The sequence below is a fragment of the Blastococcus sp. KM273129 genome (genome assembly GCF_021698995.1).
Lineage (GTDB): Bacteria > Actinomycetota > Actinomycetes > Mycobacteriales > Geodermatophilaceae > Blastococcus.
In genome coordinates this window covers 1-26,529 of record NZ_SSXB01000031.1, presented here as the reverse complement: position 1 = coordinate 26,529, position 26,529 = coordinate 1, and the positions used below count along the sequence as shown (strand labels likewise).

24 protein-coding genes are annotated in these 26,529 nt (G+C 75.6%); 16 read left to right on the top strand and 8 right to left on the bottom strand.

Annotated elements, in window-relative coordinates; all coding sequences use genetic code 11:
• Positions 1-42: 42 nt before the first annotated feature.
• On the bottom strand, positions 43-5,970 hold the full coding sequence (locus E9565_RS10990) for a DUF4011 domain-containing protein (RefSeq protein ID WP_236827500.1): 5,928 nt from the start codon (positions 5,968-5,970) through the stop codon (positions 43-45).
• A gap of 217 nt (positions 5,971-6,187) precedes the next feature.
• Between E9565_RS10990 and E9565_RS10985 the strand changes: the two genes are divergently transcribed.
• Entirely contained in the window at positions 6,188-6,979 is a 792-nt protein-coding gene (locus tag E9565_RS10985; protein WP_236827498.1) for an enoyl-CoA hydratase/isomerase family protein, read from the top strand.
• Positions 6,980-7,027: 48 nt separating this feature from the next.
• On the opposite strand, the gene E9565_RS10980 is transcribed toward E9565_RS10985, so the two are convergent.
• Positions 7,028-7,876, bottom strand: coding sequence for an oxaloacetate decarboxylase (locus E9565_RS10980; RefSeq protein ID WP_236827496.1), 849 nt, complete (start codon positions 7,874-7,876; stop codon positions 7,028-7,030).
• Positions 7,877-8,024: 148 nt separating this feature from the next.
• On the opposite strand from E9565_RS10980, the gene E9565_RS10975 reads away from it, so the two are divergent.
• The 7 genes from E9565_RS10975 (at position 8,025) to E9565_RS10945 (ending at position 15,442) form a co-directional block, all read left to right on the top strand.
• The gene (locus E9565_RS10975; RefSeq protein WP_236827522.1) at positions 8,025-8,729 is read left to right on the top strand and encodes a GntR family transcriptional regulator; all 705 of its coding nucleotides are present in this window, start codon (positions 8,025-8,027) and stop codon (positions 8,727-8,729) included.
• Complete coding sequence (locus E9565_RS10970; protein ID WP_236827495.1) at positions 8,726-10,804, top strand: hydantoinase/oxoprolinase family protein; 2,079 nt, start codon at positions 8,726-8,728, stop codon at positions 10,802-10,804. The genes E9565_RS10975 and E9565_RS10970 overlap by 4 nt, the downstream gene beginning before the upstream one ends.
• Positions 10,805-10,807: 3 nt before the next feature.
• Complete coding sequence (locus tag E9565_RS10965) at positions 10,808-12,682, top strand: hydantoinase B/oxoprolinase family protein (protein WP_236835070.1); 1,875 nt, start codon at positions 10,808-10,810, stop codon at positions 12,680-12,682.
• Entirely contained in the window at positions 12,679-13,311 is a 633-nt protein-coding gene (locus E9565_RS10960) for an isochorismatase family protein (protein ID WP_236827492.1), read from the top strand. Before E9565_RS10965 ends, E9565_RS10960 begins: the two co-directional genes overlap by 4 nt.
• A gap of 135 nt (positions 13,312-13,446) precedes the next feature.
• Positions 13,447-13,665 (top strand): hypothetical protein, encoded by a 219-nt coding sequence (locus E9565_RS10955; RefSeq protein ID WP_236827490.1) that lies wholly within the window; start codon positions 13,447-13,449, stop codon positions 13,663-13,665.
• A 250-nt stretch (positions 13,666-13,915) separates the two neighbouring features.
• A complete protein-coding gene (locus E9565_RS10950) occupies positions 13,916-14,890 on the top strand; it encodes a ferritin-like domain-containing protein (RefSeq protein WP_236835068.1) in 975 nt (324 codons plus the stop codon).
• A 138-nt stretch (positions 14,891-15,028) separates the two neighbouring features.
• Positions 15,029-15,442, top strand: a complete 414-nt coding sequence (locus tag E9565_RS10945; RefSeq protein WP_236827486.1) for a hypothetical protein — start codon at positions 15,029-15,031, stop codon at positions 15,440-15,442.
• A gap of 27 nt (positions 15,443-15,469) precedes the next feature.
• Here E9565_RS10945 and E9565_RS10940 read toward each other — a convergent pair whose 3' ends face one another.
• Entirely contained in the window at positions 15,470-15,751 is a 282-nt protein-coding gene (locus E9565_RS10940) for a DUF427 domain-containing protein (RefSeq protein WP_236835066.1), read from the bottom strand.
• Positions 15,752-15,883: 132 nt separating this feature from the next.
• On the opposite strand from E9565_RS10940, the gene E9565_RS10935 reads away from it, so the two are divergent.
• Positions 15,884-16,114 carry a hypothetical protein gene (locus tag E9565_RS10935; RefSeq protein WP_236824971.1) on the top strand — a complete coding sequence of 77 codons (231 nt, stop codon included), beginning with the start codon at positions 15,884-15,886 and terminating at the stop codon, positions 16,112-16,114.
• A 10-nt stretch (positions 16,115-16,124) separates the two neighbouring features.
• Here E9565_RS10935 and E9565_RS10930 read toward each other — a convergent pair whose 3' ends face one another.
• Complete coding sequence (locus E9565_RS10930) at positions 16,125-16,508, bottom strand: PaaI family thioesterase (protein ID WP_236824972.1); 384 nt, start codon at positions 16,506-16,508, stop codon at positions 16,125-16,127.
• A gap of 185 nt (positions 16,509-16,693) precedes the next feature.
• On the opposite strand from E9565_RS10930, the gene E9565_RS10925 reads away from it, so the two are divergent.
• Entirely contained in the window at positions 16,694-17,293 is a 600-nt protein-coding gene (locus E9565_RS10925) for a hypothetical protein (protein ID WP_236835064.1), read from the top strand.
• Between the two features lie 61 nt (positions 17,294-17,354).
• Here E9565_RS10925 and E9565_RS10920 read toward each other — a convergent pair whose 3' ends face one another.
• Together E9565_RS10920 and E9565_RS10915 are read right to left on the bottom strand one after the other, a co-directional pair.
• Positions 17,355-18,059 (bottom strand): hypothetical protein, encoded by a 705-nt coding sequence (locus E9565_RS10920; RefSeq protein WP_236835062.1) that lies wholly within the window; start codon positions 18,057-18,059, stop codon positions 17,355-17,357.
• Positions 18,060-18,068: 9 nt separating this feature from the next.
• Positions 18,069-18,314, bottom strand: a complete 246-nt coding sequence (locus tag E9565_RS10915; RefSeq protein ID WP_236824975.1) for a hypothetical protein — start codon at positions 18,312-18,314, stop codon at positions 18,069-18,071.
• Between the two features lie 94 nt (positions 18,315-18,408).
• Here E9565_RS10915 and E9565_RS10910 point away from each other — a divergent pair, with 94 nt between their 5' ends.
• From E9565_RS10910 to E9565_RS10885, 6 genes are all read left to right on the top strand, one after another.
• Positions 18,409-19,416, top strand: coding sequence for an iron ABC transporter substrate-binding protein (locus E9565_RS10910; protein WP_236824976.1), 1,008 nt, complete (start codon positions 18,409-18,411; stop codon positions 19,414-19,416).
• 107 nt (positions 19,417-19,523) lie between these two features.
• Entirely contained in the window at positions 19,524-21,026 is a 1,503-nt protein-coding gene (locus E9565_RS10905; protein WP_236835060.1) for an iron ABC transporter permease, read from the top strand.
• Complete coding sequence (locus E9565_RS10900; protein WP_236835059.1) at positions 21,023-22,132, top strand: ABC transporter ATP-binding protein; 1,110 nt, start codon at positions 21,023-21,025, stop codon at positions 22,130-22,132. Before E9565_RS10905 ends, E9565_RS10900 begins: the two co-directional genes overlap by 4 nt.
• 20 nt (positions 22,133-22,152) lie before the next feature.
• Positions 22,153-22,956, top strand: a complete 804-nt coding sequence (locus E9565_RS10895) for an aldolase (protein ID WP_236835056.1) — start codon at positions 22,153-22,155, stop codon at positions 22,954-22,956.
• Positions 22,953-23,804, top strand: coding sequence for an NAD(P)-dependent oxidoreductase (locus E9565_RS10890; protein WP_236824980.1), 852 nt, complete (start codon positions 22,953-22,955; stop codon positions 23,802-23,804). The genes E9565_RS10895 and E9565_RS10890 overlap by 4 nt, the downstream gene beginning before the upstream one ends.
• Positions 23,801-24,502, top strand: coding sequence for a glycosyltransferase (locus E9565_RS10885; protein ID WP_236835054.1), 702 nt, complete (start codon positions 23,801-23,803; stop codon positions 24,500-24,502). Before E9565_RS10890 ends, E9565_RS10885 begins: the two co-directional genes overlap by 4 nt.
• Positions 24,503-24,513: 11 nt before the next feature.
• On the opposite strand, the gene E9565_RS10880 is transcribed toward E9565_RS10885, so the two are convergent.
• Together E9565_RS10880 and E9565_RS10875 are read right to left on the bottom strand one after the other, a co-directional pair.
• On the bottom strand, positions 24,514-25,968 hold the full coding sequence (locus E9565_RS10880; protein ID WP_236824982.1) for a glycosyltransferase family 39 protein: 1,455 nt from the start codon (positions 25,966-25,968) through the stop codon (positions 24,514-24,516).
• Positions 25,965-26,529 (bottom strand): GNAT family N-acetyltransferase (locus E9565_RS10875; RefSeq protein WP_236833596.1); only part of this gene is annotated, 565 nt, incomplete at its 5' end. The genes E9565_RS10880 and E9565_RS10875, both read right to left, overlap by 4 nt.

The following is a 26,529-nucleotide window of genomic DNA, read 5'->3' as shown; positions in this document are numbered from 1 at the left end:
TCGCCGCGGAGCCCGCTGTGAACCGGCCCCGACGCGAACCGGTCAGCCCGTGAGCAGGCCGTCCGCGGACTCGCGGAGCCGGCCGACGTCCAGCGCCGCGGCCAGCGCCTTCTCCAGCACCGGCGTCGCCGACGCGGCCCGCCGCTTGTAGCCGAACACCGTGGCGGTCGCGGTCAGCAGCTCCTCACGCCGCATCCCGGCCGCGGCGCGGCACAGCGCCGCCATGGCGTTGGCGATCTCCTCCGGGGCCACGTGCTCGATCGGCCGGTCGGTGCTCGACACCTGGCGGCGGAACCCGGTCCAGGTGGTCCGGTCGACCCCCTCGGGCCACAGGTGGTCGCCGTCGACCGCCGAGGGCGGCAGCAGCGAGAGCAGCACCTGCTTGCGCGCCTCGGTCGCCCGGTTGAGGCCGAACGCGCCGACGGTGAGCTTGGCCAGCCGGTCGACGTGGATGGGTCCCTCGGCCTTGATGCCGGCGACCAGCACCCGCCGCACCGCCCGGGCGGCCTTGGACACGGGCAGCTCGTCGAGCACGGACTTCTCGCCCGCCGTCTTCGGGATCCACGGGACGAACGGCGTCTCGCCCTCCAGCACGGGGGTGGCCGCGGGCTTCGCGGCGGCCGCCGGCTTCGGCGCGGGGCGGGCGGTCACCGCGGTCACCGCGGGCACCGCCATCGACGTCACCGACGAGCGCAGCGCCGCCACGCCCTTGAACGACTCCACCGCGGCCGTCGGCAGCGGCACCGGCGCCACGGCCACCCGGCTCGGCGCCGGCGCGGCGTCCACCGCCGCCACCAGCCGGTCGAGGACCGACGCCGGGTCGGCCAGCCACGCCGGGAGCCACACCCGCTGCACGACCGGCCAGCGCAGCATGTCGCCGAGCACCTCCGGCGGCAGGCCGTCGCGGTCGCCGACGGTGCCGCGGCGCGCCCAGGCCGGCCCGTCCAGCAGCACGGCCATCAGCGGGGTCGCCGGGTCGGCGGACCGGCTCACCGACAGGTCGACGCGGAACTCCGACAGCCCGACGTCGGTCCGCACCACCAGCCCGCGCTCGCGCAGCCCGGCGGCGATCTGCTCGCGGTGCCGGTCGACGACGGCGGCCGACCGCGGCGAGCGCGGCAGCACGTCGGTGCCCTGCTCGGCCAGGTCGAGGTAGGCCCGCAGGTGCTTGATGCCCACCGAGGAGGTCTCCTCGGCCCGCAGCTGGGCGGGGTCGAACGAGGAGAAGACGACGACCTGGCGGCGGGCCCGGGTGATCGCCACGTTCAGCCGCCGCTCGCCGCCCTGCCGGTTGAGCGGGCCGAAGTTCAGCGGCAGCGTGCCGTCGGCGGTGGGGGAGAAACCGGTGGAGAAGAAGACGACGTCGCGCTCGTCGCCCTGCACGTTCTCCAGGTTCTTGACGAAGAGCCCCTCGCCGTCGGTGCGGTCCAGCGCGGCGGCCAGCCGGTCGTCGTCGGCGTCGCGCAGCAGCGCCTCGATGTAGGAGCGCTGCTGGGCGTTGAAGGTCACCACGCCGATCGAGGGCACGGCGTCGATGCCGTCCCACTGCGGCACCGCGTCGAACCGGCGGCGGATCTCGGCGACGATCGCCTTGGCCTCGATCGGGTTGGTGCGCAGCAGCCGGCCGGCCCCGGAGCGGTGGAACGTGCCGGGGACCCGCACCAGCGAGACGCCGCGGCCGTCGGCCTCGGCCGAGGCGCGCCCGTGGGTGGGCGCCGGGAAGGAGGAGAGCCGGTTGTCGTAGTACTGCGCGTTGGAGAAGGCGATGAGCGACTCGTCCTGGCTCCGGTAGTGCCAGGAGAGCCAGTGCCGCGGCACCCGCGCCTGGACGCACTCGCCGAGGATCGACTCCTCGTCCTCGACCGCGGTCTCCACGACCTCCACCGAGTCGTCGCCCGCGGGCGCCGTCGGCTCGAGGAACGACGTCGGCGGCATCTGCTTGGAGTCGCCGACGACGACCGCGGCCTTCGCCCGGCCCAGGGCGCCGATGGCGTCGGCCACCCGGATCTGCGAGGCCTCGTCGAACACCACCAGGTCGAACTGGCCGGCCTTCGCGGGGAAGAAGCGGGCCACCGAGTCCGGCGACACCAGCACGCACGGCATGACGGCGGTGACCAGCTCGCCGTACCGGGCGAGCAGCTGCCGCACGCCCAGCCCGCGGCGCTGCTTGGCCAGCTCCCGCTGCAGCGCGCCCACCTGGCCGGTGCCCATGGCGGCGTCGAAGGGCCGGGCGGCGAGCACCGACGCCGGGAGCGCCTCGGTCAGGTGCGCGCGCACCGCCCGCGAGGCCTCGGTGAAGCGGACGATCGCCGTCTCGTGGGCCTCGACGTCGAAGAGGTCCAGGCCGGTGGCGTCCAGCCGCTCGGCCACCGACGCCGTCGCCAGGCCGCGGTCCAGCGCCCGCACCGCGTCGTCGGCGGCGACCTCGCCGGTGATGAGCATGGTGCGGGCGTCGAAGAGCCCGGCGTAGCGCAGCGGCTCCAGGGTGTCGAGGAAGGAGACCCAGCGGCGCAGCGACATGAGCACCGAGTTCTCGACGCCGCGCTCGGGGCGGGTCATCGACCAGCGGAGCACCAGGCCGTCGTCGCCGGCCCAGGCGGCGAGCTGGTCCGACGAGCTGCGGCAGACGGCGAGCAGCGCGACGACGGCGTCGCGCAGCCGGGCGACGGCGGCGGCGGGCGCCGGTGCGGCGGGCGTGCCCGCGACGATGAGCTTGCGCAGCGCCACGTGGAAGGCCGACGAGCCGTCGACGGCGGCCCCGGCGCGGCGCAGCCACTCCACCTCGCGCTCGAGCAGCCCCGGGTCGGTGAAGGGGTTCCACGCCCCGGGGACGGCCAGCCCGGGCACCGAGGCGGCCCGCCCGGCGATCGCCTGCACCGCCGTCTGCACCCGCCACAGGTTCTCCACCAGCACCGGGACGTCCTTGGGGCGCACCTTGGCCCCCGGGCGCAGGCAGCCGGCCAGCTCCTCCCGGACCGCGACCAGCCGCTTGCGCCGGCCCCACCAGCCCGACGCCGCCGCCGTCTGCGCGCGCACGTAGACCTCCGCCAGCGGCAGCCCGAGCACCTCCGGCCCGGCGACGTCGAGACCCGGGTGCCGGAAGGCGGTGAACGCGGCCACCTCCCCGAGCACCGCACCGGTGGCGGTGGTCCAGCGGCCGCTGAAGGTCTCGTCGAGCACGTCCAGACCCACCGGCGGCCCCGACAGCAGGTGGACCAGCGCGTCCAGGTCCTCGGGGGTGCGGGCGTGCCGCAGCACCCCGCCGAGCTCCGGAAAGCCCGCAGCCCCGCGGACCGCCGCGTCGACCTCCGCCGCCGCCTCCCGGGCCGCCGGCAGGTCGATCTCGGGGGAGTCGACGAACGCCCACGGGTGCCGCGGCGAGGGCCGGGTGAGGTCGGCGATGTCGGGCAGCAGGGCCAGCGCCCGGCGGACCGCGGTGAGCACCTCGGCCGGGGCGTTGGCCACGAAGGGCTTCGGCACCGGGAGGGCCGGGACGTCGGTGCCGGCGGTGAGCTCCGCGGTCCGCGCGGTGTACAGCGACAGCCCGGCGGCGTTCTCGGCGTGCAGCCGGTCGGCGTACCGGGCCAGCTGCCGGCGGGCCGAGCGCAACCGCTCCCCGTCCGCGGCCAGCCCCTGCTCGTCCGCGGCGACGGCGTGCTCGAGCGCCAGCCGGATCTGCGCGCGCACCATCGACGCGCGGGAGCCCTTGTCGTGCAGGTCGAGGGCGAACATGCCCATGCCCACGGCGTCCAGCCGGCGGGCGACGACGTCGAGCGCGGCGCGCTTCTCGGCGACGAAGAGCACCCGCTTGCCGTCGGCGACCGCACGGGTGAGCAGGTTGGTGATGGTCTGCGACTTGCCGGTGCCGGGCGGGCCCTCCAGCACGAAGGTGCGCCCGGCCGAGGCCTCGGCGATCGCGCGCAGCTGGGAGGCGTCGGCGGGGACGGGCAGCCGGGCGGCGAGGTCGTCGAGGTCGACGTGGGCGCCGGAACCCACGGCCGGGTCGAGGAAGGGCTCGGTCGGCTCGTGCACGAGGTGGCGCACCAGCGGGTTGCCGGTGAAGTCGTCCCAGTGCTCGTCGAGGTCCTTCCACAGCCGGTACTTGGCGAACTGCAGGATCGCCAGGTCGGCCGTCGCCTCGACCCGGAAGGGCAGGCCGTGGCCGACCAGCCCGACCCGCACCGCCTCCAGCGCGCGCTCCAGGTCGGGGGTGCTCTCCGCGGTGTCGGTGAGCGCGGGCACCACGAGGCCGTGCACCTGGCGCAGCTTCTCCAGCAGGCAGTAGTTCGGGGTGCTCGCGCCGGACTCGTCCAGCGACAACCGGTAGGAGCCGGTGCGCCCCACCGGCGCCAGCACGACCGGCACCAGCAGCAGCGGCGAGCGCAGCGGCCGGCCGTCCAGCTCCCACACCAGCGAGCCCAGCGCCAGGTACAGGTTGTTGGCGCCCGTCTCCTCCTGCACGGTCTTGGCGCGGTAGGCCAGGTTGCGCAGCCGCGGCAGGTACCCACCGGTGGTGACGTCGGCGTGCACCTCCCGGCGCTCGACGAGCTTCTCGGTCAGCTGCTCGGCGGGCAGCTCCGCGGCGCCGGTGAGCCCGCGCTCGGCCTGGACGGCGGCCAGCTGGTCAGCGGGCAGCAGGGTGATCGGGGTGCCGTCGTGGAGGAAGTTGTCCAGGATCGGCAGCGCGCTCGCGGGCAGGGTCAGCGGCAGCCCGGCGCGCTCGGAGTAGTTGATCAGCCGGTTGCGCAGGCTGAGGTCGAGCAGCGCGTTCTTCCACTGCTGCACCCGCGGCGGGGCCTCGGGGCGCTGCGGCGCCGCGCTCGCGGCCGGTGCGGGGAGCGCGGGGGCGCTGTGCTCGGCCGGGCGGTACTCGACGACCTGCAGCAGCCCCTCCGGCGTCCGGGCGCGGGCGGGCAGCGGCAGGATGCCGTCGCGCCGGGCGCGGTGCACGTCGGTGACGCCGAGGACGCGGTCGAGCTCGCCGGAGAGCCAGCCCTCGTGCGCCGGGGTGTGCAGGTCGGCGGCCGGCTCGCCGCCGCGGGTGAGCAGCGTGGTCTCGACGAGGCCGATCAGCCCCAGGCCGACCAGGTTGGCCAGCGGCGCGGCGTCGGTGGTGGCGGCGGACTCGGAGCTGCGCTCCTCCCGCCAGTAGCCGAGGAAGGCGTGCGCCCCGCCGGCCCGGCCCCCCGCCGCGCCTTCGGCCAACCACAGCAGCGGCCGGATGCCGGCCTGCTCCAGCGCGGCGGCGAGGAGGACGACGGCGTCCAGCGGCGTGGCCACGCGCCAGGTGAGGACGTCGCCGGGGGAGCGCACCTGCTGGCCGAGGTCGGCCCAGCTCAGCGGCGGCTCGGAGTGCCGGACCCCGCGGCGGCGCACCACCTCGGCCAGCGCCGCGACGACCTCGTCCACCCGCTCGGCGGTGGCCGCGTAGCCGACCAGGGCGCCGCTGCCGGTGCGCTCCTCGAGCAGCCCGGCTGCCTCGGCGACCAGCCCGGTGACCGCCGGGTGGTTGGGCATGACGTGCGCGGCGAGCATCTCCAGCGCCAGGGGCAGCGGGCTGGCCAGCCACTGGTTGGCGGCGAGCACCTGCACCGGGGCGGTGGCCTCACCGACCAGCACGTCGTCGTGCCACACCTCGACGTCGACCACACCGGGGCGCTGCTCCTCGACGTGCAGCATCGCCGCCGGGTCCATGACCAGCCCGATGCCGGTGAGCACGGTGGTGCGGCCGGCGTCGACGTCGGCCAGCAGCTCGACCGGCTGGGCGATCGGGCCCTCGGCGTCGCGCACGGTGAGCCGGACGCTCGCCCCGCGCAGCGTGCTCCCGGAGGTGAGCGCCAGGCGCGACACGACCGGGATGCGGTTGTGCGCGAGCGCGTAGCTGAGCACCGGGGTGGAGGTCAGCTCGATGGAGACCACCGTCGGCGGCGCGACGACATCACCGAGCTGGATGTCGGCAGGGCTCTCCATGTCACCTGTCTACCGGGTCGGACGGACTGGTCCGCCCATGGTCCCCGACGGGTGGGGCGGGTGTGACGGGAGAGCCCGGACGTTGCCGGGGATCACAGTTGCGGCGCCCGGGCGGCGGTTCCGGTCCGGGCCGGTCCTGCCGATCGCGCGCGCGGCGACTCGGAGCTGCCAGCGCCCGGGTTGCCGGGTGGCGGCACGGCGGGGGAGGTTCGGCGTCATGGATGCGACGCGACGGCACGACTCCGGCCTGCTCGTCGAGGAGCGCGGGCACGTCCGCGTGCTCACCCTCGACCGCCCCGAGCGGCGCAACGCCCTCTCCACCGAGGTGCAGGCCGACCTCGTGGAGGAGCTGCTGCGGGTGGTCGAGGACGGGGTGCGCGCGGTCGTCCTCACCGGCACGGGGCCGGCGTTCTGCGCCGGGCTGGACCTCAAGGAGATCCGCGCCGCCGACGAGCGGGGCGAGCGGTTCCGGCCGCCGATGAACCGGCCGGGGCGGTCGCTGTTCGAGGTGGTCACCGAGACGCCGGTGCCGGTGCTCGCCGCGCTCAACGGCCCGGCGGTCGCCGGTGGGTTCGAGCTCGCGCTCGCCTGCGACCTGCGGATCGCCTCACCCGCGGTTCGGTTCGCCCTGCCGGAGGCCGCGATCGGCATGGGGGCCAACTTCGGGTCGGTGGTGCTGCCCAAGCGGATCCCGGTCGGCATCGCGCTGGAGATGCTGTTCACCGGCGACCCGATCGACGCCACGGAGGCGCAGCGCTGGGGCCTGGTGAACCGGCTGGTCGAGGCCGACCGCGTGCTGCCCACCGCGCTGGAGCTGGCCGACCGGATCGCCGCCAACGCGCCGATCTCGGTGCGCCGGATGAAGGAGACCGCGGTCAAGGCCCTCGAGCTGCCGCTCTGGCAGGGGCTGCGGCTCGACGTCGGGCCCAACCCCTACCTCAGCGAGGATCGCCGGGAGGGCATCGCCGCACGGCTGGAGAAGCGGGCGCCGCGCTGGTCCGGCCGCTGACCGGCGCCGGGTGGACGCGGGTGGTCAGCCCCCTCCCGGCGCGGCGGGTCAGCGGAACCGCTGCTCGAGCTGCTGGATCTCGGGCAGCCCCACCAGGTCGGTGAACTCGCCGAAGGAGGGGACCGCGTCCAGCGCCGCGGTGGGCACGCCGTCGCGCTTCAGCACGTCCAGCAGCGACCGGATGCCCGCCGTCGCCGCGAGCAGCGTGCCGATCGGGTAGAGGACCAGCGAGAAGCCGAGCTCGGTGATGCGCTCGTAGCTGAGCCCCGGGGTCATGCCGCCCTCGGCCCAGTTGAACAGCAGCGGGGCGGTGTCGCGCAGCTCGCCGGCGACGCGCGCGATGTCGTCCTCCGACGTCGGCGCCTCGACGAAGAGGATGTCCGCGCCGGCCTCGGCGAAGGCGCGGGCCCGGGTGACGGCGTCGTCCACACCCGAGACGGCGACCGCGTCGGTGCGCGCGATGACCAGGAAGTCGGGGTCGCGACGAGCGGCGACCGCGGCGCGGATCTTGCCGACCATCTCGTCGGTGGGGATGACCTGCTTGCCGGACATGTGCCCGCACCTCTTGGGCGAGACCTGGTCCTCCAGCTGCAGCGCGGCCACCCCGGCCTGCTCGTACAGCTGCACGGTCCGGACGACGTTGATCGCGTTGCCGTACCCCGTGTCGGCGTCGGCGATCACCGGGACGTCGACGGCCGAGACGATCCGGCGCGCGTTGTCGACCATCTCCGAGCCGGTCAGCAGCCCGACGTCGGGCCGGCCGATGAGCGAGGCGGTGGTCCCGAACCCGGTCATGTACACCGCGCCGAACCCGGCCTGCTCGACCAGCCGGGCCGACAGCGCGTCGTAGGCGCCCGGCGCGATCAGCGGCTCCGGCGCGGCCAGAAGCTCGCGCAACCGTGCCCTCGGTGCCCGCCCGTCGCTCAGTAGCTCCGCCACCGTCGCCCCCTCGTTGTATGCAGTCACAGGGAATTTACGGGCAGCCCATTGCTTCCGGGAACCCACCAGCCCTACGTTTGCACACAATTTCCAGGGGGTGTGACCGCTGACACGATCCACGACATCGGCCGAGCGCGCGCTGCACGAGCTGCGCGAGTTCATCCTCGCCGGTGCCCTCCTGCCCGGGTCCCGCCTCGGCGAGGTGGAGCTGGCCGAGCGGCTCGGGGTCAGCCGGACGCCGGTCCGCGAGGCGCTCACCCGGCTGGCCGCCGAGGGGCTGGTCGAGGTCGTCCCGAACCGCGGCGCGCGGGTCGCCACCTGGACCGTCGCCGAGCTAGAGGGCGTGTTCGACCTCCGGCTGTCCCTCGAGCCCCAGCTGACCGGGTTCGCCGTCCCGAACGCCACCGACCGGGACGTCGCGGAGCTCGACGACCTGGCGCACCGGATGCTCGCCGTCGGCACCCCCGGCCCGGACCAGGACCTCGATGCCCTGGTCCCGCTCAACCGCGCGTTCCACGACCGGCTGGTCGCCCTCGCCGGGCACCCCACCCTGGCGGCGGCGCTCGCCGCCGCGATCCACCCGCCGATCGTGCGGCGGAACTTCCACGCCTACGACGCCGAGTCGCTGCGCCGCAGCCTCGCCCACCACCTGGAGATCGTCGCCGCGCTGCGGGCGGGCGACCCCGGGTGGGCCCGCGCGGTGATGACCGCGCACATCTGCAACGCCCGGGCCGTCATGGTCCGGGCCGCGACCGCCCAGGCAGCCCGCGCGGCCGCCAGCCCGCACCCCCACGAAGAGGAGGCCTCATGAGCTACCGGCTCGGAGTCGACGTCGGCGGCACGTTCACCGACGTCCTGCTGGTCGAGGAGGGGACCGGCAGCACCTGGCGCTGCAAGACCGCCTCCACCCCGGCCGACCAGGCGGTCGGCGTCCTCCGCGGCGTCGAGCAGGTGTGCGCCGAGGCGGGCATCGCGCTCTCCGAGGTCGCCCAGGTGCTGCACGGCACGACGGTGGCCACCAACGCGATCCTCGAGGGCAAGGGTGCCCGCGTCGGCCTGGTCACCACCAAGGGCTTCCGCCAGGTGCTGCAGATCGCCCGCTCCTACGTCCCCGGCGGGCTGGCCGGCTGGATCATCTGGCCCAAGCCCGAGCCGCTGGCGGCGCTGGAGCACACCGTCGAGGTCGACGAGCGGATCGCCAGCGACGGCTCCGTGGTCCGCGAGCTCGACGAGGACGACGTCCGCGCGCAGCTGGCGACCCTGCAGGACGCCGGCATCCAGGCCCTGGCCGTCAGCCTGATCAACTCCTTCGCCGACCCGGCGCACGAGCAGCGGGTCGCCGCGATCGCCGCGGAGCTGCTGCCGGGCATCCCGGTCTCCCTCTCCTCCGACGTGCTGCCCGAGCTGCGCGAGTACGAGCGCACCCTCACCACCGTCGCCAACGGCTACGTCCAGCCGCAGGTGAAGAAGTACGTGCAGAACCTCGCCGGGCAGCTGCGCGAGGGCGGCGTCGCCGGTGAGCTGGCCATCCTGCGCAGCGACGGCGGGCTCTGCTCGGCGGACAAGGCGATCGACTCCCCGGTCACCCTGCTGCTGTCCGGTCCGGCCGGCGGCGTCACCGGCGCGGTCTGGGTGGCCGAGCAGGCCGGGTACCGGGACCTGATCACCTTCGACATGGGCGGCACCTCCACCGACGTCGGGCTGGTGCAGGGGCTGGACCCGCGGATCGGCCGGGAGACGAAGGTCGGCGACCTCGCCGTCCGCGCCTCCAGCGTCGACGTCCGCACCGTCGGCGCCGGCGGCGGCTCCATCGCGCACGTCCCGGAGCTGACCCGCGCGCTGCGCGTCGGCCCGCAGTCCGCCGGAGCCGACCCGGGCCCGGCCGCCTACGGCAAGGGCGGGGTCGACCCGACCGTCACCGACGCCAACGTCGTCCTGGGCTACCTGCCGACGACGCTGGCCGGCGGGGAGATCACCCTCGACGTCGAGGCCGCGCGTGCCGCGGTGGGCAAGGTCGCCGAGGCGATGGGGCTGGACTCCCCGGAGGCCGCGGCCGCCGGGATCGTCGACATCGTCAACGAGAACATGCTCGGCGGCGTCCGGCTGGTCTCGGTGCAGCAGGGCTTCGACCCGCGCGACTTCGCCCTCGTCGCCTTCGGCGGCGCCGGGCCGCTGCACGCCAACGCGCTGGGCAGGCTCACCGGCGCCTGGCCGGTCATCGTCCCGCCGGGCCCCGGCCTGCTGTGCGCCCTCGGCGACGCCACCACGAGCCGGCGCGACGAGTCCGCCCGCACGGTGCTCCGCCGGTTCGGCGAGCTCGGCGGCACCGACCTGGTGGAGGTCCTGCGCGGCCTGGCCGAGGACGCCGGCCGCCGGCTGACCGAGCAGGGCCTGGCGCCGGAGACCCAGACCACCGGCTACCAGGTCGACGTCCGCTACCACGGGCAGGGCTTCGAGATCCCGGTCGACGTCGACGCCACCTGGCTGGCCGACCCCGGCTCGCTGCTCGAGCACGTGGCCCGCACGTTCGACGCCGAGCACGAGCGGCTGTTCAGCTTCCTGCTCGACGTCGACCACGAGATCGTCAACGCCCGTGCCACGGTCACCGGCCCGAAGCCGGACGTGGCACCGGTGTCCCTCCCCGAGGGCGACGGCGACCCGGCCGGCGCCCTGGTCCAGGACCACTCGATCTACGTCGGCGGCGAGCACGTCCCGGCCGGCGTCTACGACCGGGCGAAGCTGCGCGCCGGTGACGTGGTGACCGGTCCCGCGATCGTCACCGAGATGGACTCCACCACCCTCGTCCTGCCCGGCCACGTGGCCACCGTGCACCCGGCGGGCAGCCTGCTGATCACCCCCGCGCCCATCAACGACAGGGAGGGCTGAGACATGGCGACGATCGTCGAGACCGCGACCGGCACCGTCGAGAGGACCGAGGTCGACCCGGTCACCCTCGACCTCATCGAGAACGGGCTGCGCAACGCCCGCTACGAGATGGACGAGGTGCTCTTCCGGACGGCGCTCAGCCCCGGCATCCGCGAGCAGCACGACGAGTTCCCGCTCATCGGCGACCCCGAGGGCAAGATGGTCGTCGGCCAGTTCGGCCTCTCGATCCCGGACTTCCTCGAGGGCTTCCAGGACACGATCGAGGAGGGCGACGTCCTGCTGACCAGCGACCCGTACTCCTGCGGCGCCGCGATCAGCCACGCCAACGACTGGCTGGTCGTCGTCCCGATCTTCCACGAGGGGCGCGTGGTCGGGTGGGCCTCGATGTTCGGGCACATGTCCGACGTCGGGGGCAAGACGCCGTCGTCCATGCCGACGGACGCGACGACGATCTTCGAGGAGGGCGTGGTCATCCCGCCCTTCAAGCTCTACCGCAAGGGCGTGCTCAACGAGGACGCGCTGCGCATCGTGCTCAACCAGGTGCGCAAACCGGACTGGAACCGCGCCGACCTCAACGGGCTGGTCGCCGCCTGCCGCACCGCCGCGCGGCGCGTGGTGGAGATGTGCGAGCGGTTCGGCACCGCCACCTACCTCTCGGCCCTGGACGCGCTCCTGCAGCGCAACTACGACGCGATGAAGGTGCTGCTGTCGGCGGTGTTCGAGGAGGGCCGCACGCTCTCCTTCACCGACTACATCTGCGACGACGGCGTCGGCTACGGCCCCTACGAGCTGAAGATGTCGCTCACCCGCACCGGCGAGAAGGTGCACATCGACTTCACCGGCTCCTCGCCCCAGGCGGTCGGCCCGATCAACTACTTCATCAACGAGAACCTGACGCGGATGTTCTTCGGGATCTACATGATCACCGTGGCCGATCCGCAGATCCTCTGGAACGACGGCTTCTACCCGCTGGTCGACGTCACGATCCCCGAGGGCTCCTACTGGCGGCCGAGGTTCCCGGCGGCCCTCAACGGCCGCAACCACGGCATCGGGCGGGTCTTCGACCTGTTCGGCGGGTTGCTCGGGCAGACCAACCCGGCGCTGCTCAACGCCGCGGGCTTCTCCTCCTCGCCGCACTTCATGTACTCCGGCAACTACTCGTCGGGCGAGCGGAAGGGGGAGTGGTTCCAGCTGTACTCGATCGGCTTCGGCGGCATCCCCGGCCGGCCGCTGGGCGACGGTCCGGACGGGCACTCGCTGTGGCCGAGCTTCACGAACATCCCGTGCGAGTACCTGGAGTCCTACTACCCGCTGCGGATCGAGCAGTGGGTGACCGTGCCCGACACCGGGGGCGCCGGCCTGCAACGCGGCGGCAACGGCGTCGACGTCACCTACGTCTTCGAGGAGCCGGGCACGATCGCCATCCACGACGACCGCTGGCTCACCTACCCGTGGGGTGTCAACGGCGGCGCCCCCGGTGCCCGCGGCACGAAGTGGCTGGAGCGGGCCGACGGCAGCCGGCAGGTGCTGCCCAGCAAGTGCCACGACGTGCCCGTGCGGCCCGGCGACGTGCTGCACTTCGTGACCTGGGGCGGTGGCGGGTGGGGCGACCCGCTGGAGCGGGACCCCGAGCTGGTCGCCCTGGAGGTGCGCCGCGGGCTGGTGACGGCGAGGGGCGCCGAGCGGTACGGGGTCTGCCTCACCGAGGACGGCGCGGTGGACCGGGAGGCGACGGAGAGCCTGCGCGACCAGCTGCGCGCCGACCGGCCGGCCGAGCTGCCGGTGTTCGACATGGGGCCGCCGATCGAGGAGCTGCTGGCCCGCTGCGAGGAGGAGACCGGGCTGCCCGCGCCGACCCGCCCGGTGTGGGCCGGGTGAGCGAGCCGGAGCCCGCGCCGGGGCCGCACGGGTCCGCCTTCTCCGGCCGGGTCGGGTGGGGGCGGCGGCCGGCGGTCCTGGTGGTCGACCTGGTCCGCGCCTACACCGAGCCCGGCGGCCCGTTCGCGCTGCCGGAGCCGGCGACGGCGGTCGCTGCGGTCACCGCGCTGGTGGACGCCGCCCGCGGCGCCGGGCACCCGGTGCTGTGGACCGGCGTCCGCTACGGCGCCGACCTGGCCGACGGGGGCCTCTTCGTGCGGAAGGTGCCGGCCCTGGCCGCGTTCGCCGAGGGCGCCGACGGGGACTGGGGCGGCTTCACCCTGGCGCCCGCGCCGGGGGAGCCGGTGCTGCTCAAGCAGTACGCCTCGGCCTTCTTCGGCACGCCGCTGGCGAGCACGCTGCGCACGCTCGGCGTGGACACCCTCGTCATCGGCGGGGTGTCGACGTCGGGCTGCGTCCGGGCGACCGCGATGGACGCGCTCAACTCCGGGTTCCGGCCGCAGGTGGTCCGGCAGGCCTGCGCCGACCGGACCGAGGCGCTGCACGAGACCAACCTGGCCGACCTCGACGCCAAGTACGCCGACGTCACCGGGCTGGACGAGGCGGTCGCGCGGCTGACCGGCCGGTGAGCGCAGATTGCGGAACCGCGACGTTCATGACTTTCGCGTAACGGCTCGTCCCACCCGTCAGACCGGGGCGACGGCGGTCGGTGCCGGCTGCCAGGGTCCCCCTGTCCGTGCCGGTAACGACCCCGAGGAGACGACATGAACTGCGCGCACTGCGGAGCCGTGCACCAGCGAGGCCGCTTCTGCGTCGGCTGCGGCAGGACGATGCCGCCGTCGTCGCTGCCGCCCCGCCCGGTCCGCCTCGCCCCGCGCCCGCCGTACGAGGTCACCGACGACATGACCCAGCCGGTGCTGCGCTTCGACGTGCAGCAGCGCCGGTCGCCGGCCGCCGAGCGGCTGCAGGCCCGCGTCGGCTGACGCCGGTCCGCCCCCGAGGGCGCCGTTCCCCTGCGGGAGCGGCGCCTTCCCGCGTTCGGGGGCGGGGGGGCGTTCACCCGTCCGGGTGACCAGGCTCACTGCTAGCCATCCGCTTGCAGTTGTTAGCACCGGGGGGATCCGGGGCACACACAGCACCGTCAGCAGAAGGACCCCGCTGCCCCCCGGCCCTCGCGAGCTCGCGCCGGGGCCCTGCACCGGGGCCGTCGAGACCCCTGGAGCCGTCCCCACCATGACCGACAACAACGCCAAGATGATCAACCAGCTGCGCGCCCTCGTCCTGCTCACGCAGACCGAGGAGCAGATCGCACGCACCCGCATCAGCCAGGCCCGCACCGACGCCGTGCGCCGCGAGCTCACCCAGAACGCCGACAACGCCGCGGCCCGCTCGCTGGAGATCACCGAGCAGCTGCGCGCCCTCGGCGGTGTGCCGGACGTCGTGACGCCGGTCGTCGGCCGCCTCTCCGCAGCCCTCAAGGCCACCTTCGAGCAGACCACCTCCATCGAGGAGGCCCTGCTGCAGGACCTGCAGCTCGAGCACCAGCTGCTCGACCGCGCCACCTACCTCAAGGTGCTCGCCGACACCGCGGGTGAGACGGCGACCCGGCGCCTGGCCGAGAAGCTGGTCGAGGCCCACAGCGCGACCGTCGAGTGGCTCACCGTCGTCCTCGCCGAGGAGGCCCTGGACGGCCCCGCGGCGCTGCAGCCCACGCCGGTGCAGAAGGTGGCCGGTGGCGTCGCCCGTGCGGTCAACGCCCCGGTGCGCTTCTGGGCCAACACGGTGAACAACGCCGTCGACACGGTGCGCCACGCCGGCGAGGAGACCTCCGACCGGTTCTCCGCCGTGGGTGACCGCGCCTCCGCGATCACCGGTGCGGTGCGCGAGACCCTCACGGTCGGGCGGGCCGCCTCGCTGCGCCGCGCCGAGCGGATCGCGCAGCGCGAGGGCGACGACGAGGCCGCCGAGGCCGCCCGCACCGCCCGCGAGGAGCTGGGCGACGTCACCGCCGACGAGCTGCCGATCAAGGGCTACGACTCGATGTCGGTGCAGGACGCCGTGAAGGCGATCAAGCAGCTGCGGACGCCGCACGACGTCAACGTGATCATCCGCTACGAGGAGACCCACAAGAACCGGTCCAACGTGGCCAGCGCCGCGCAGACCCGGCTGGCCGCCCTGGCCAAGGAGGCCGTCGGCGTCAGCGAGTGAGCGCCGTCCCCGCCCCGCTCGGGGCCGGGGACGTGCACGGAGGGCCCGCATCCCCACGGGGGGTGCGGGCCCTCGGCGTGTGCCGGATCGCGGGCCTCGCGGGTTTGGCGCGCCGCCGGCGAGGGGGACCCTGGGTGCATGAGCATCACACCCGAGGCCCTCGAGGCGGAGTTCTCGCTGACGACGGCCGCGACCCGGCTGGACTTCCTCAGCCGCCGCGACGACGGCGACACTGCGCTGAACACCGTGCGCGACGACGCCGGCGACGACTGGTCGGCGTCGCTGCGCGACACAGGGACCCAGCTGGACGTCTACGAGGCGCTGGAGCTGCTGGCCCTGGGGGAGGTGGTCTCGCGGCGCGCCCACGACAGCCAGCTGATCGGGATCCGCGCCGCGCTGCGCGGCGGGGCCGAGTGGGAGCAGATCGCCGCCGCGCTCGGGGTCACCCCGGAGCAGGCGTGGGACTCCTTCGCCGAGTCGATCGACCGGCAGCTCGACGCCGAGGCCGCGGAGCGGGCCCGGGAGCTCGCCGGCGCCCGCCCCGGCCGCTGAGCCGGACCGGCGCCCGGCGTCCCGGCCTCAGCGCACCTCGACGCCCCGCCAGAACGCCACCCGGTCGGTGATCTCGCGCGCGGCCGTCTCGGGCTCGGGGTAGAACCAGGCGGCGTCGGGGTTCTGCTGCCCGTCGACCTCCAGGGTGAAGTAGGAGGCGGTGCCCTTCCAGGGGCAGACGGTGTGCGTCTCCGAGGGGCGGAGCACGTCGGCCCGGACGGAGCCACGGGGGAAGTACGCGTTGCCCTCGACGGCGACGATGTCGTCGGACTCGGCGATGACGACGCCGTTCCAGGTAGCGGTGGTCATGCCCCGATGGTCCTCCGCCCGGCCTCGCCGCGCCGGTCGCGATCGAGGGGCGTGACCCGCGACGGCGTGGGCATGGAGGAGGGGGTGACCGCCCGGTCACCGACCCCGATCCGGACCACAGGAGGACCTCCCATGGCGCAGCCCCACCAGCAGGGTGCCGACGACCGGGGCGAGGGCAGCCCGAAGGGCAGGCGGCTCGGCCGGGTGCTGATCCCGCTGGGCATCCTGCTGGTGATCCTCGGCATCTTCACCTACATCCTGGTCGTCACCCTGGGCAGCACCGAGGACGAGGACGAGCTCTTCGAGAACGAGGGCGCGGCGGCCGCCGTGGTGCTGGAGCTGCCGGCCCCGCCGGCCGGCTGATCTCCCGCGGTCAGGAGTGCAGCAGGGCGAAGGTCGCCACGGCGTGCACGAGGGCCTTGCCGTCCTGCTCCACGTCGGCCTCGCACACCGTGAGGTGCTCCCCGCGGGTGCGCAGCCGGGCGGTCACCTGCACCGGTCCGGTGGTGCCCGGGCGCAGGTAGGTCACCGTCAGCTGGCTGGTCGCGGGCACCTCGCCGTCGTCGGTGGTGGTGCGCACCGCCTGGCCCATCGCGGTGTCGACCAGCGTCGCCAGCACCCCGCCGTGCAGCGTCCCGGCCGGGTTGAGGTGCTCCTCGCCCACCTCGAACGCCATCCGGGCGGCGCCCTCCCCGTCCGGCTCGGGCCGGGCGCCCAGCCGCTCGGCGAACCCGTTGGAGGCCGTGTCGTCGCTCATCCCCGGCGGCTACCCCGGCGCAGGCAGGTGCACGCCCCGGCGCGCGGGGCGGCCGGGACGGGGCGTGGGCGCGCTGCCCGTCGTGACCCGTCCGGGGCACCGGCCCCGTCCAGCCGCCCAACGGTGCCACCCCGATGGGCGAGGATCCGTGCGTACGCACGACGTCCAGCGATCCAGGAGCACCCATGAGCCACCCCGGGAACGGCCCGGACCAGAACCCGTCCGGCCAGCAGCCGGGCCAGCCCGGGCCGTCCGGCCAGCCGGGTCAGCCCGGTCAGCCGGCTCCGCACGGTCAGCCGGAGCAGCCGGGCCCGCACGGCCAGCCCGGTCAGCCGTACCAGCCCTTCGACCAGGCCGGCCAGCAGCCGTACCAGCCCGGCCAGCAGCCGTACCAGCCCGGCGGCGGCTGGGTGCCGCCGGAGGGCGGCGGGGCGCCGTGGGGTCAGCCGGACCGGAAGGGCAGCACGGCCAAGAAGGTCCTCCTGGCCGTGGGCGGTGTCCTGGTCGCCCTCGTCGCCGTCGGCCTGCTGTTCGGCATGCTCGGCGGCGGTGACCCCGAGGTCGGCGACTGCGTGGCCAACCTCGCCGGCGAGGAGGTCGAGACCGTCGAGTGCGACGCCGCCGAGGCCGAGGCCCGCATCGTCGGCATCGACGAGCAGGAGCTGAACTACGCGGACTTCCTCGCCCAGGACGTCTGCCTCGACTTCGAGTCCGCCGTCGGGGCCATCTGGGTGGGTGCCGACGAGGCCGAGCCCGGCACGATCTACTGCGCCGAGCCGGTCTGATCCCTCCGCGCCACCGGGTGCCCCGCCGGTCCGCCGGCGGGGCACCCGTCGTCCCGGGCGGTCACCCCTGCTGCGCGGCGGGGTCCTCGCCGCCCCGGCGCTCCAGGTAGAAGGCGCCGAGCGCGCCGGCCAGCGTGGCGAAGACCGCCACGGAGTAGGTCGCCAGGGCGACGTCGAGGACGCGCGCCAGCCCGCCGTCGGCCGTGAGCGGCTGCCCGACGATCGTGGCCAGGGCGGCGTCGTAGAGCGCAGTGCCGTAGGACTCGTAGGCGCCGAGCACGAACAGCAGCTGGCTGGTCGCCAGCACGACGACGGTCGTCACCGCACCGAGCCAGCCGATCCGGCCGCTGAGCAGGCGCCCCGCCGACCGCGACCCGCGGACCGCCGCGGACACCACGCCCCCGACCCGCGCCGCGCGCAGCAGCGTCAGCGCGCGGGCGAACCGCAGGAACGGCACCGCGAGGAAGACGACCTGCCACCAGTTGCGCTGCCAGAACCGGCGCTGGTCGCGGGCGGTGACCGCCCGGTGCACGAATTCCGCGACGAACACCGCCCACAGCACCCAGCCGACCACGCTCAGCGTGGTGGTCAGCCAGGGCTGCCGCGCCAGCGACTGGCCCAGGACGACGAGCACGAACACCAGCCCGAGCGCGCCCATCGGCTTGTCCAGCCGCCGGGCCAGCCCCGTCCGCTCCGGGGTGTCGTCGGCCTCGGGGACGGAGGCGCCGGCGGGCCGGTCCGGGCGGTCGGGGTGCGGGGGCTGCATCGACGTCCCCTACCCCGTGCGCGCGGCGGTGCCTCCCGGATCAGGGCAGCCGGGTGCGCGCCTCGGCGACGTGCTCGGTGCGGCCGCCGGGGCCGGGGCCACGACCTCCGGGCGGCTGGCCAGCAACCCGCCGAGGCGCCAGTCGCCGGGCGTGGTGGTGGCGGCGAGCGCCTCCAGCCGGTCCGCGGCCTCGCGCAGCAGCGCCGCGTCGCCCGCCGGTGGGTCGTGGGGCTCCTCGCGGGTGCCGGTGCGCATGACATCACGATCGCAGCCCGGTGGGGACGGGCGGCTCGTCCCCCGCGGGACCGGCATGCTTAGGTGTGCCTCACCTACCTCGAGGAGGACCTCAGTGACCAGGCTCGGGCGAGCGACCGCCGCCGTCTCCACCCTCACCCTCGCGGCATCCCTGGCCGCGTGCGGATCCGACGCGGACACGCTGACCGTCTACAGCGCCCAGCACGAGAGCCTGGTCCGCGCGATGCTCGAGGACTTCACCGAGGAGACGGGCATCGAGCTCGAGTTCCGCGACGCCAACGACTCGGAGCTGGCCAACCAGATCATCGAGGAGGGCGAGGCCTCGCCGGCCGACGTCTTCCTCACCGAGAACAGCCCGGCCATCTCGGCGGTGGACGAGGCAGGGCTGCTCGCGCCGCTGGACCAGGCCACCCTGGACCAGGTCGACGAGCAGTTCCGGCCGTCCTCGGGCAACTGGGTGGGCTTCGCCGCCCGATCGACGACGCTGATCTACAACCCCGCGGAGATCGGCGAGGAGGAGCTGCCGGCCTCGATGCTCGACCTGGCCGACCCCGCCTGGGCCGGCCGCGTGGGGATCGCCGCCGGTGGTGCCGACTTCCAGGCGATCGTCAGCGCCGTGCTCGAGCTCGAGGGCGAGGAAGCGACCCGGGACTGGCTCGCGGGGCTCGAGGACAACGCCGAGATCTACGCGAGCAACACCGCGATCATGAAGGCGGTCGACGAGGGCGAGGTCCCGGTCGGCATCACGTACCACTACTACTGGTTCCGTGACCAGGCCCAGGACGGCCTCATCGGCGACGACGCCGCGCTGCACTACTTCCGCAACCAGGACGCGGGCGCCTTCCTCAGCACGTCGGGTGCGGGGGTGCTCGCCTCCTCCGACCAGCCGGAGCAGGCCCAGCAGCTGGTCGCGTACCTCACCGGCCGCACCGCGCAGGAGCGGCTCGCCGGCAGCAGCGCCCTCGAGTACGCCGTCGGGACGGGTGTCGCCTCCGCCGAGGCGCTGCCGCCGCTGGCGGACCTGCAGGCGCCGCCCGTCGACCCGGGGACCCTCGACTCCCGGCGGGTCACCGAGCTGATGCAGGAAGTGGGGCTGCTCTGACCCCTCCCGTGCCCGTCACCGCGAGCCCCGGAGCACCGGCCCCGCCGGCGCCCCGGGGCTCCGGCGCGTCCGCGAGCCGTGGGCGGCGACCGCTGCGCCGGTCGCCGGTGACCGTCGCGCTGGCCGCCTGCGTCGCCGCGCTGGCGCTGCTGCCGCTGATCCACATCGCGGGGTACACCGCCGACGTCGGCTGGTCGGGGGTCCGCGAGCTCGTGCTCCGGCCGCGGGTCGCCGAACTGCTCTGGAACACCACCCGCCTCGCCGCGGGCACGGTCGCTGTCTGCGCGGTCCTGGGCGTCGGTGCCGCCTGGTTGGTGGCGCGCTCGTCGGTGCCCGGGCGGCGCACGTGGCACGTGCTGCTGGTGGCGCCGCTGGCCGTACCGGCGTTCGTGAACAGCTTCGCGTGGATCTCCCTGCTGCCGGGCCTGGACACCTACGCCGGCGCGTTGCTGGTGGTCTCGCTGTCCTACTTCCCCTTCGTCTACCTGCCCGTGGTCGCGGCGTTCCGCGGCCTGGACCCCGCGTTGGAGGAGACGGCCCGCGGGCTGGGCCTGTCCGGCTGGGCGGTCTTCCGGCGGGTGCAGCTGCCGCAGCTGCGCGTGGCGCTGCTGGGCGGCTGCCTGCTCGTGGCGCTGCACGTGCTCGCCGAGTTCGGGGCGCTGCAGATGCTGCGCTACCCGACCTTCACCACCGCCATCTACGACCAGTACCGGGCCACCTTCAACGGCCCGGCGGCCACCATGCTGGCCGGTGTCCTGGTGCTGCTCTGCCTCCTGCTGCTGCTGGCCGAGGTCCGGTTGCGGGGGCACCGCGGCTACGCCGGCACCGGGCGGGGTGCGGTCCGTCCGGCCCCGCCGGTGCGGCTGCGGGCCCTGACCGCGCCGGCGCTGGTGGCGCTCGCCGGGCTCGTCGCCCTGGCGCTGCTGGTCCCCCTCGGCGCACTGGCCTACTGGCTGGCCGGTGGGACGTCGGCCGGCCCCGACTGGGGAGACCTCGCCGCGACGACGGGGACCACGCTGGCCCTGGCCGCCGCTGCGGCGGCGCTCACCACCGCCATGGCCCTGCCCACCGGGTGGCTGGCCGTCCGCGCCCGGGGACGCACGGCGACGCTCCTGGAACGGGCCACGTACCTGGGCAGCTCGCTGCCGGGCATCGTCGTCGCCCTGGCGCTGGTCACGCTGAGCATCCGGGTCACGCCGTGGCTGTACCAGACGGTCCCGGTGCTGCTGGCCGCGTACGCGATCCTCTTCCTGCCCCGGGCGATCGTCCCCGTCCGCGCGGCGGTCGAGCAGTCCCCACCGCTCTACGACGACGTCGCCGCCTCCCTGGGCTCCTCCGGCGTCGACCGGCTGCGCCGCGTCACGCTGCCGCTGCTCGCGCCCGGTCTCGGCGCCGGCGCGGCCCTGGTGTTCCTGGCGGTGGTCACCGAGCTCACCGCCACGCTGCTGCTCGCGCCCACCGGCACCGCCACCCTCGCGACCGCGTTCTGGTCGGCCAGCAGCGCGCTCGCCTACGGTGCGGCCGCCCCGTACGCGGCCGTGATGGTGCTGCTGTCCGCCCCGGCCACCGTCCTGCTGTCCCGCCACACCCGACGAGGTCCGACCCCATGAGCTCCCTCACCGTGACCGGCCTGACCAAGGCGTTCGGCGCCACCCCGGTGCTCACCGGGGTGGACCTCCACGTGCCGGCCGGCGGGTTCACCGCCCTGCTCGGCCCCTCGGGCTGCGGCAAGACGACGCTGCTGCGGCTGGTCGCCGGCTTCGACGAACCCGACAGCGGCACCGTCGCCGTCGGTGACCGGGTCGTGGCCGGTGCCGGCCGGGGCGTGCCCGCCCGGCAGCGGGGGATCGGCTTCGTGCCGCAGGAGGGCGGGTTGTTCCCCCACCTGAGCGTCGCCGGCAACATCACCTTCGGCCTGCCCCGCCGCCGGCGCGCCGACCGGGGGCGGGTGGCCGAGCTGCTGGCCCTGGTCGGGCTGGACGCCGACCTGGCGGACCGGGCGCCGCACCAGCTCTCCGGCGGCCAGCAGCAGCGGGTCGCCCTCGCCCGGGCGCTGGCCCCGGAGCCGGCGCTCGTCCTCCTCGACGAGCCGTTCTCGTCCCTGGACGCCGCGCTGCGCGAGGACACCCGGCGGGCCGTCCTCGCCGCGCTCGCCGCCGCCGGGGCGACAGCCGTGCTGGTCACCCACGACCAGGCCGAGGCGCTGTCGATGGCCGACCAGGTGGCGGTCCTCCGCGGCGGCCGGCTGGTGCAGCTGACCGATCCGCGCACCCTCTACCGGCGGCCGGCCGACCTCGACGTGGCCGCCTTCGTGGGGGAGTCGGTGGTCCTCGACGCCGAGATCCGGGAGGGCCGCGCGCTCTGCGTCCTCGGCGCGCTCCCGGTCGACGGCGTCGCGGCCGACGGGCCCGCCCGGGTCCTGCTGCGCCCGGAGCAGCTGCGCCTCGGGCCACCGCTCGGCGCGGGTGCGCGGGCGCTGGTGCACGCCGTCGACTTCTACGGCCACGACTCCCGGGTGTGGCTGACGCTGGCCGGCGGCGGGACGGTGACCGCGCGGCTGGAGGGTACGCAGCTCCCGGCGGTCGGGCAGGAGGTCACCATCGAGGTGGCAGGTGCGGCGCTGACCTTCCCGGCCGGTGCCCGAGCCGCGCGGCCGGTCCTCGCCGACCCCGCGATCTCGGGGACGCGCCGCGACCCGGCCGCGCGCGCAGGTTAGGAAAGCCTAAGCTGACGCGCATGGACCTGTTCCTCTTCACCGTCGACCCGCAGTGGGGGCGCGACGTCGTGGCTGCCGGTGCCGCCGGGATCGTCGTCGACTGGGAGCGGCGCGGCAAGCTGCGGCGTCAGGAGGGGGAGGGCACCCAGGTCAACGAGGACACCCCCGAGGACCTGACGCGCGTGCGGGCGGCGACCCCGGGGCGCGTGCTCTGCCGGATCAACGGCTTCGGGCCGTGGACGGCCGGCGAGGTGGCCGATGCGATCGCCCGCGGGGCCGACGAGCTGCTGCTGCCCATGGTGCGTTCCAGCGAGGAGGTGGACCGGACCCTCGACCTCGTCGGGGGCCGGTGCGGCCTGGGCATCCTGGTGGAGACCCAGGACGCGGTGGACCGGGCGGCGGAGCTGGCGCGGCGCCCCCTCGCGCGGATCTACGTCGGGCTGAACGACCTGCGGATCGACCGCCGGTCCACCTCGCTGTTCGGCCCGCTCGTGGACGGCACCGTGGAGGCGGTCCGGGCGCAGGTGGCCGTGCCGTTCGGGGTGGGGGGCCTGACGCTCCCGGGCCGCGGGTTCCCGGTGCCCGGGGACCTGCTGGCCGCCGAGCTCGTCCGCATCGGCACCGAGTTCACGTTCCTGCGCCGTTCGTTCACCGCCGACATGGCCGGGCGCGACCCGTTCGTGGAGGTGCCCCGCCTGCTCCACGGTCTGGACGAGCTGCGCCGGGCCGGTGCCGAGCGCGCCACCGAGCACCGCCGGGCGTTCGTCGACGCCGTCACCGCCGCGGTGCAGGAGCCCCCGGCACGGGTGGCGCTGCCGGCGTGAGAGCCCTCGTGACCGGCGCCGGCGGCTTCGTCGGGCGGCACCTGGTGGAGCGGCTCGAGCGGGAGGGCTGGCAGGTCACCGGGCTGACCCGCCGGGACGTCGACCTGGCCGATCCGGTCGCCGGTGCGGCGGCCGTGCGCACCGCGGACCCGGACGTCGTCTTCGCGCTCGCCGCGGGCCGGGCCAAGGCCACCGCGGCGGAGCGCGCCGCCACGACCGCGGTCAACACCAGCCCCTGGCTGGTCGACGCGCTGCCCGACCGCTGCCGGGTCGTGGTCCGGCTCGGCTCGTCGACCGAGTACGCCGCCGCACCGCACCCGCTGGCGGAGGACGCCGCCCTCGAGCCGCGCGGCTTCTTCGGCGCCACCAAGGCCGCGGGCTCGCTGCTCCTCCAGGCGGCGGCGGCCGAGCGCGGGATCCGGGCAGCCGTGCTGCGCGCCTTCCAGGTGTACGGGCCGGGCGACCACCCCACCCGCCTGGTGCCGGTCGTGATGGCTGCCGCCCGCACCGGCGGCACGGTGCCGCTGCCGGCCCACCTGAGCCGGCGCGACTGGGTGTGGGTGGGGGACGTCGTCGACGCCTGCGTCCGCGCCGCGGTGGCCGACGACCTGCCCCCCGGCGCCGTGCTCAACATCGGCACCGGGGTGCAGACCGGGACCGAGGAGCTCGTGGCCACCGCCGAGCGGGTGACGGGTCGCCCGATCGCGACCGCCCCGGGCGCGCACCCGGGGCGCGGCTGGGACACCGCCGACTGGGTCTGCGACCCGGCGCTGGCCCGGCGGCTGCTGGGCTGGACCCCCGAGGTCGACCTGGCCGACGGCCTGGCCCGGACCTGGGCCGCCGGGTGACCGCCCGCGGGGAGGCGGGCCCCCGGGTGGCGGTCGTCGTCCCCGTGCACGGCAACGAGGCGACCCTCGCCGAGCTCGCGGACCGGCTCGGTGCGGCGCTCGCCGGCCGGCCGTGGCGGCTGCGGCTGGTCGTCGACGCCTCGCCCGACGCCAGCGCCGCCGTGGCGCGCACCCTCGCCGCCGCGGACGCCCGGATCGCCGTCACCGAGCTCGCGGTGAACGTCGGGCAGCACGCGGCCCTGGCGCACGGGCTCGCCGAGGAGGCCGCCGCTGACGTCTGGGTCTGCCTGGACGCCGACCTCCAGGACCCGCCGGAGGCGGTGCCGCTGCTGCTCGACCGGCTCGCGGCCGGGGACGTGGCGGCGGTCTTCGCCGGGCGGCGCGGCCGCTACGAGTCGCCGCTGCGGCGGCTCACCGGTACGCTCCACCGGCGCGTGGCGGGCAGGCTGACCGGCCTTCCACCGGACGCGGGCGCCTTCCTGGCCATGGGCCCGGCCGTGCGCGCCGCCGTCGTCACCGCCGTCCGCGAGCAGGGGGCGCCGAGCGTGGTCCTCGCCGTCGGTCGCGCGGGCCGGCCGGTCGCGAGCGTGCCTGTCGTCCGGGACCGGCGGCCGGTGGGCCGGTCGGCCTGGACCGCCCGTGCCCGGCTGCGGCAGTCGCTGGGATCGCTGGCCTGGGCGGTGCGGGCCCGCCGCTGACGCCGAGGCGTTCAGCGGGTCCAGAGCTGCAGGACCAGGTGGGTCCTGGTCGCGGGGAAGTCGTACTGCTCGGCCATGCGCAGGCCCGCCGCGCGGAGGATGCCGTCGTCGTCGGTGGGCTCGGGCTCGCCGTCGATCAGGCGGCGGACGAGCCACACCCGCTCGGCGTCGGCCGGCGCGTCCTCCGGCGGCAGGACGACGTCCGGGCGGAGCCGGGGGGCGAGGCCGCGGACGTAGTGGTCCAGGCCGGTCGCCGACCGCTGGTCGGCGGCGACGACCGGCTCGCCCGGTGCGTGCACCTGCGCCAGGACCGCGACCAGGTCGTCGGCCCGTTCCCGCGGGCCGCGGTCGGCCAGCGGGGCGGAGGCGAGGAGGGCGCAGGCCAGCAGCAGCGCGCTCACCGGCACCCGGGCCGGCCGCGGCAGCGACATCGCGCCGGCCGCCGCCAGCACTCCCAGGCCGAGCAGCCCGACCAGCAGGTAGCGGGGGTGGTAGACCGGCCGCGCCAGCTCCGCGACCAGCAGCAGGGCCAGCGGGACCAGCAGCCAGCAGGCCCCCACCACCCGCGCACCGGTGGCCCGGACGGCGCCGACCACGGCCAGCCCCGCTGCCAGGTACAGCAGCGGGTTGCTGCCGCCGGCCCACGCCTCGGCGGCCCGCAGGAGGAACTCCCCGTCGGTGTCGGTCAGGTGCTCGGCGTTGCGCGCGCCGGTGCCGTTGAGCACGGCCAGGGTCACGAAGCCGACCGCGGGAAGGGTGGCCAGCGCGCCGGTGAGCACGACCGGCACCGCCCGCCGGCGGCGCAGCACCGCGGCTGCGACGACGAACGCGGCGAGCACCGTGACCGCGTACCAGTGGGCCAGGCCCATCCCGGCGCCGGCGAGCCCGAACAGCAGCAGCCCGCGAGGTGGCTCCTGCAGCCAGCGCACCAGCCCCAGGAGCGCGCCCCCGGTGGCGAGGACGGCGAGCCCGTAGCTGCGTGCCTCGACCGAGTGCTCGAGCAGCAGCGGGCTGGCCGCGAGCACCAGGCCCGCCAGCACCCCGGTGGCCCGGCCCGCCAGGCGGGTGAGGGTCCGGGTGATCAGCGCGAGGCCGCCGGCCGTCGCCAGGAGGGAGAGGACGCGGAGGGAGGTGTCCCCGCCGAGGCCCGGCAGGGACACCCACAGGTGGGTGACCAGGTAGTACGGGGCGTTGTAGGACGGCGGCACCCCGGCCAGGTAGCTGGCGGTGCCCTCGCCGGTGGCGATCGCGGTCAGGATGTCGCCCAGCGGCAGGCGGGCCACCTCGGCGGTGAACAGCTCGTCGAACCACAGCCCGTGGCCGGGGAGCAGCAGCCAGCCGCCGAGCAGCCCGATGAGCGCCGCGGGCAGGAGCTCCACCGGCGACCAGCGGACCGGCGCCACGGGAGCCCGGTCCCGGCCGCCCGTGGTCCGGGCCGCCGCGGTCGCCTCGGTCGCCGTGCTCACCCCAGCAGGTTAGGCGACCCTTCGTCGGCACCCGGGGACGACGCCGTCACGCGGCCGGCCTCGCGCCGCATCGGGACGTGCGGGATGCCGTCCTCCAGGTAACCCGGCCCGCTCCGGCGGAAGCCGAAGCGGCCGTACCACTCCTCGAGGTGGGCCTGCGCCCCCATCGTCAGCGGCCCGTCGCCGTAGCTGGCCACCGCGGCCTCGATGAGCCGCCCGGCGAGCCCACGCCCGCGGGCCCCCGCGGCGGTGGAGACCCGGCCGACGGCCCGGGTCGCGCCGTCGTCCAGCACGCGGATGGTCGCAAGCACCTCGCCGTCCTGCTCGAACCAGAGGTGCTCGGTGGTGGGTTCGACGTCCCGGCCGTCCAGCTCCGGGTAGGGGCACTCCTGCTCCACCACGAAGACGTCGACGCGCAGCCGGCACAGGGCGTAGACCTCGAAGGGCGACAGATCGGCGAACCGGGCGCGGCGCAGCACGGGTTCGGGGGCGGTCCCGGCGGAGGTCATGCAGCAGTTGTAGCCGGGGGAGGCCGCCGCACCGGCGCGCGGGGGTCGGGCG